Origin of the sequence: Methylobacterium longum (assembly GCF_022179385.1) — a bacterium.
Lineage (GTDB): Bacteria > Pseudomonadota > Alphaproteobacteria > Rhizobiales > Beijerinckiaceae > Methylobacterium > Methylobacterium longum.
In genome coordinates, this window is sequence record NZ_BPQS01000100.1 from 1 (window position 1) to 5,436 (window position 5,436).

General features: G+C 65.0%; 6 protein-coding genes. 1 reads left to right on the forward strand and 5 read right to left on the reverse strand.

The annotated features are described in order from the left end of the window. Positions 1 to 69 precede the first annotated feature (69 nt). Genes MFF58_RS31165 through MFF58_RS31185 form a run of 5 tightly spaced genes read right to left on the reverse strand, consistent with a single transcriptional unit; the run spans position 70 to position 3,531 of the window. Positions 70 to 696, reverse strand: a complete 627-nt coding sequence (locus MFF58_RS31165) for a phage portal protein (RefSeq protein ID WP_238294135.1) — start codon at positions 694 to 696, stop codon at positions 70 to 72. A gap of 2 nt (positions 697 to 698) precedes the next feature. Next, a complete protein-coding gene (locus tag MFF58_RS31170) occupies positions 699 to 2,396 on the reverse strand; it encodes a terminase large subunit (protein WP_238294137.1) in 1,698 nt (565 codons plus the stop codon). 55 nt (positions 2,397 to 2,451) lie between these two features. Continuing rightward, positions 2,452 to 2,832, reverse strand: a complete 381-nt coding sequence (locus tag MFF58_RS31175; protein WP_238294140.1) for a hypothetical protein — start codon at positions 2,830 to 2,832, stop codon at positions 2,452 to 2,454. 4 nt (positions 2,833 to 2,836) lie between these two features. Next, positions 2,837 to 3,118 (reverse strand): hypothetical protein, encoded by a 282-nt coding sequence (locus MFF58_RS31180; protein ID WP_238294142.1) that lies wholly within the window; start codon positions 3,116 to 3,118, stop codon positions 2,837 to 2,839. A 41-nt stretch (positions 3,119 to 3,159) separates the two neighbouring features. Next, complete coding sequence (locus tag MFF58_RS31185) at positions 3,160 to 3,531, reverse strand: HNH endonuclease signature motif containing protein (RefSeq protein WP_238294144.1); 372 nt, start codon at positions 3,529 to 3,531, stop codon at positions 3,160 to 3,162. Between the two features lie 1,353 nt (positions 3,532 to 4,884). Here MFF58_RS31185 and MFF58_RS31190 point away from each other — a divergent pair. Beyond that, complete coding sequence (locus tag MFF58_RS31190; protein ID WP_238294146.1) at positions 4,885 to 5,292, forward strand: hypothetical protein; 408 nt, start codon at positions 4,885 to 4,887, stop codon at positions 5,290 to 5,292. Positions 5,293 to 5,436 lie beyond the last annotated feature (144 nt).

Sequence of the window (5,436 nt, forward strand, 5' to 3'; positions counted from 1 at the left end):
GCTCCGACATAGCCATACGCCCTGACATCGACATGTGACGGAGCTCCCAATCCGCTCCGTATGTCGCCTTCACGCCGTCTGCCGGAAGGTGCCGCCCAGACAGCGCTTACGGATCATCTCGTGCTCGGGCACGATCAGGTAGGTGTCGCCGAGGACCGCGCGGTCGTATTCGGTCGCGGCCACGACCTCGTAGAAGATGTTGCCCCGATCGCTGATCCGCATGCGGACCCGACCCGGCATGATCGGGATGTACTCCTCGATTGTGTCGAGCCGGTCGCGCGGCGTGTAGATGTAGGCGTTCTGCGCCACCTCCAGGTGGAGCACGACCATCCGCCAGAACTCCGGCCAGGTCATCGCCGTGTCGTTCGGCTTGGTCATCAGGTGGTATGCGAGTTCGCCCTTCACCGGCTCGACGATCTGCCAGCCGCGGCCGTTGCGGCGCCATTGCAGCATCTCGGCCTTCGAGATGTCCCGAGCCTTCACGTCGGCGCACTGGATCAGCAGGGCCAGCCCGATGGCGCTGCCCTGATAGTATCCCGCGCCGACGCCGAGGAAGCCCAGATCGTCCCAGCCGCGGTCGTACATCTCCCGGACGACCGTCTCGCGCGGGTCCTGGGCGGGCCCGGAGTAGACGAGCTGCCCCGCCTCGTCCGACTTGGCGAGGCCAGCGAACATCTCGGCTTCGGTCTGCGGCATGTTCAGAATCCGATCAGCCCACGTTCCATGTAGATCGACGGGCGCTCGACCTTCACGCCGGCCGGGACGCTGCCGCTCTCGTGCGCCAGCCGCGCCGCGTTCCCGTTGATCGCGGCGTCGAAGCCGTCGATCGAGGCCTTCGAGCCGGGCTTGGCCTTCTTCGGCAGGACGTTGTCGTTGGCGTCCCAGTGCCCGACGACGTTGCCGGCCATCCAGGAGGTGACCGGGTTGGCGTCGTGCTGGAGCCGGGCTTGATCCTCGTGCCGCGTCACCAGATCGTCGGTCGACCGGGTGATGTGCGAGGCGGTCTTCGAGACCGAGTAGACCGTGTGCCCGCGCTCCTCGATCGCGCCGGCGAGGAAGTCGGCTTGGAAGCGATCGACGCCGAACGCCGCCACGTTGTGCCCTTCGATCATGCCGAGGATGTCGGCCAGGATCGTCGGGTGGTGGACGTGGCTGCCTCGCGTCGTCGTGAGGTGACCGGCCTTCTCCCAGGCCATGAACTGGTCGGCGTACCGGTCGTCCTTGAACCGCGGCGAGCGCTCCGGCAGCCAGTACCGGAACACCGCATAGAGCACGTCGCCGACCTCGATGATGAAGGCGGCCGCGTTCAGATCGGAGGCGCTGGCGAGGTCGACCCCGACGAACATCGGGTAGCCCCTCAGCGCATCGAGCGTCAGCTTCGGGTCCCCGCAGGCGTCCCAGCGCTCGGTCGAGAACAGGTTGCCGGCGGCCCGGCTCCAAAGGTTCAGCCGGGTCCGCTTGTACTCCTGGAGCTTCGCCTCGCTCTTGCGGGCCTCGCGCTCCTCGGTCTCGATCGACGTTGGGTTCAGCGAGATGCCGTAGAGCGGGTTGAGCTTCTCGACGACGGCCGGATCGAAGCGGCGCTCCTCGTCCTCCTTGTCGCCCGCGTACATGGCGACGAAGACCCGATCCGCTCGGAGCTTGCCCTCCAACACCTGCTGATCGGACTTCCAGCCGTCGAAGGCCGGGCCCGTCGCGTCACGGCCGGCCGTAGAGATGCCGAGCCACAGCGGCTGCCGGCGTGCGCCTTGCGCGCTCTTCAGCACGCCGATCACGTCCTGGTTCTGCGCGTGGACCTCTTCGGCCAGCACCACGTGCGGGTTGAGGCCATCGAGGTTGGGCGCGCGGCCCGCGAGGAGCTTCAGCTCCGCGCCGGTCCGCCGGAACACGATGCTGTCGGCCGTGTCCTTCGCCAGCAACCAGTTCTTGAGATCCGGCTCCTTCTCCAGCGTCTGCCGGATGGCGAGGTACGGGATGGCGGCCTGCTTCTCCGACCCCGCGGCCACGCACCCCTCGGCGCCCGGCTCACCCTCGTAGTTCAGGCAGTACAGGACGATCCCGACCGAAAGCGCCGTCTTGGCGTTCTTCCGCGGGACCCAGAAGGCGACCTCGCGGACCCATCGCCGGTCGGTGTCGCGCTCCCGGAATCCGAACATCGCCGCCAGCCACCAGCACTGCACCGGCTCCAGCGTGATCGTGCCGGCGAAGCCCTTGATATGCGGCAGCGATTCGATGAATGCGCAGGGGTCGTTGGCCCGGTCGGCGTCGAAGATGAAGGCGCTGCTCGGCTTCTTCGCCTCCTGCAGCATGTGGAGGAAACGGTGGCAGCCGAGCCGTTCCCAGCGGCAGGTCACCACCGCGCCCTGCACGACGGCCTGGGCGTACCATTCGGCCATGCCGGCGTAGTTAGGGATCTGATCCCCCTTCAGGTCGATCTGCGTGAACCGCTCATCAGCGACGGCTCGGGAAACCGAACCTCGCGAACCGGTTGACGGGCGCTTCTTTCGGCGCGCTGATCGGCTTGTCGATGTCATCGAGCTTCAGTCGGGCGAGCGCCTTCTGGAGGTTCGTGTACCAGGACGCCCGCGGGGTCAGGCCCTCGGCGGAGATCCGCTGGATCTGGTCGAAGCAGCTCGCGTAGGCCGACAGCGCGATGTGCATGTCCTTGGACAGGCGGCCCGCGTTCCAGATCAGCCGCCCGGTGCTGTCGTATTCCGCCCGGGCCGCATCGGTCTGGAGCGGGAGGGCGCACGGGGGGAAGGCACGATAACCTGGATGCGCGAGAACCGCGGGGTCGCCCTGGCCGACCTGCGCGAGCGAGGGCTTCGGCATCGCATCAGCCGTTGAAGCCCGGAGAGCCCTTGCCGATGCGCGGCGTGCCGGTGGGGCCCTGGTCAGGCGCCAAGGCAGCCAGGATGCGCTGGCTGTGCTCCTGAAGCGTCACACACTGCTCCAGCCGGGCGATGATGTCTCGGTTGTTGCGGTGGACGTCTTTGGCCACGTTCCGCGGGTCATCGGCGATCTTGGCGCACTTGGCTTCCATCTCGCCGATGAGCGCGCGCAGGTGCTCCTCAAGCTTCGCGCCGGTGGGGTTCTCGGACGACATCAGGATCGGCATACGAGCACCTCAACAGGGAGGGGACGGAGAAGGCCGCGCAGCTACTGAAAGCGCGCTGGTCGGGCGGTCGGGTCATCGCACCAGAGCGGCAAGCGATCGAGCTGATCCGTCTGCCGGGCGAAGCGCTCCATCTGCCCCTTCAGGCCATGGTGCTTCAGGCACAGACCCCATCGGTTGTCGGGGGCGTACCAGGAACCGCCGTCGGCGATCGGGAACTTGTGGTCGACCTCTTTCGCGAATTCGAGTCGCCCGCTCTGCTCGCACCAAGCGCAGAACGGATACCGGCGTCGGTGCTCTGCCGAGACCTTCCGCCAGACGTGGTCGTAGCCCCGTGACGTCGCCGAGGTGCGCTCATACCGCTTGGCGAGCGTCTTCGTCGGGCGAGCGCCGCGACCGCGCAGGGGTTGGGGCATCCAGAAAACCCGCCTCAGTGCCGATTTTTTTTCGGGGCGATCCTCGAAAAAGGGTTTCCCATTCGGTTGCCGCTCCCCTACCCGGGATCCTTAATCGGACCCCCCTATCCCTTGGGGGCTGTCAGCAGGTTCGTGCGGAGCGCCAGCATGCTCGCGGGCAGAGTCGTAGCAAAGAGGGGGGGCTGAACCCTCCCTCCGGGCCGCGCTGCTCATCCTTCGACCCGGCTGTCCGGGGAGTACGAGGGGCGGTCGTCCGGCACCAGGTGGTACGGGACGCATAGATTCAGAGCTGATTCGTTGAGTCAAGCGGTGGCTGTGGATGCAACAGACCAGGTACGATGCGACCTGATCAACTCCACCACTTTGACGGTCCGTCAGAAAAGTTGGTCAGCACAGGCTCTGATCGATCGTCATCTTGCACCGCGTTGTGATCTAGGTGGTGTTCACGACGGAAGCACTTCGAACTGGTAGGATCTAAATGCTTCCGTTTCATACTGTATTGATTACCAGTGACTCATCAGAATTTCGAGGATCTTGTTTGATATAGCTCTATGTTCGGGATGTTTGATGGCATACTGAATCACTTTCTTTTGCGCGGTCATCGCCGCGACTCTAGCCTGTGAGGAAGAGGTGAAAGTTCTAAAAGCGTAATTGTTTCCAATCCCAGGCGCGCCACTTGCTCCGAACAATCCGGGAGTTGGATTTGCAAGCTGAGGCGCACCAGTTAAATTGATCACATTTGGTGTGCTGCTGATCATAGGCTGTGCTGCATTCCCCGAACTAATGTCCGTTGGTGAAAGGGGTGCTGCTGAGTTGGCCGCTGGAATGCTCTGGGCATTGGTAGCGTCACTGGCTGCGTGGGTTGGACTAGCAACCGTCGGAGGAGGGATCTCCGACGAGGTGGTGAGCGGATTGGTTGAGCTCGGTACGACTGTGGGACTCGGTGGATCAACCGCAGCGCCAGCCAAGCCGGGAGAATCTGGGGTTCCGGGCGGAGGTGTATTGGCCATCCCACTAGGTGACGACGGCGGGTTAGCAACAGCCGTCGAGCCGGCAGCCTGGGTGCTTGTGGAGCCAACGGAGACCGACTCCTCGGTGCTTGCCGGATTCGAATTCTCAGGATGAGCCGCGCTCGTCGACCCGTTGGTCGGTCCATCCGTTGTGACAGTCGATCCTGCAGTGCCTGTCGTTGGAGTTGCCTCACTTGGCGCCCCCGTGGCCGGGGGATTCGTACTGATCAAGCCCGCGCCCGCGTCGGTATTTCCAGCGCCCGCTTCAGCAGTGTCGGGGGTTGGGCCGACTGTGCTTGTCGAATCCACCTCTGCCGGTTGAGGAGCGCTCACCCCACCATTCGTGATTGAGGGAGCGCTGCTCGGCGCGGCTGTGGCTGTACCAGAACTGCCCGTCGAGCCAGTTGCTACCTGGTGGGCCGTTCCCGTCGAGATGCTGGTCGAGCCGCTTGCGCCGGTGCCTGTTCCGGTCGTGCCTTTGATCGTTCCCGTAGAACCCTCAGCCGAGCTAGGCGCGCCGGCTGAGCCCGTGGAAGTGTTGCTTGTGTTCACGGAGGGTGCGGCCGTGCCCGCTGCGCCCGACGAGCTGGCGCTTGCTGGATCGGACGAGCCTGTCGCGCTGGTCGTTGATCCCGACGAGCCGGTTGTGCCGGCGTTCGCGCCGACCGTAGATCCCGCAGTCGTACCGGTCGAATTCGTCACACCTGTGGTTGAGCCGGGCGTGCTTGGAGAGCCTGTAGTTGCTGTTTGAGCTGTGCTCGTCGAGCCGCTGGTTGAGCTGCCTGCCGCCTGGGAGATGGCCTTGCTGTAGATGGGCTCCAGGTAGGTCCGGGTGGCGTCACCGGTGGGGTGAACACCGTCCACGTACAGCGAGGTGTCGTTGACCGCGCTGTTC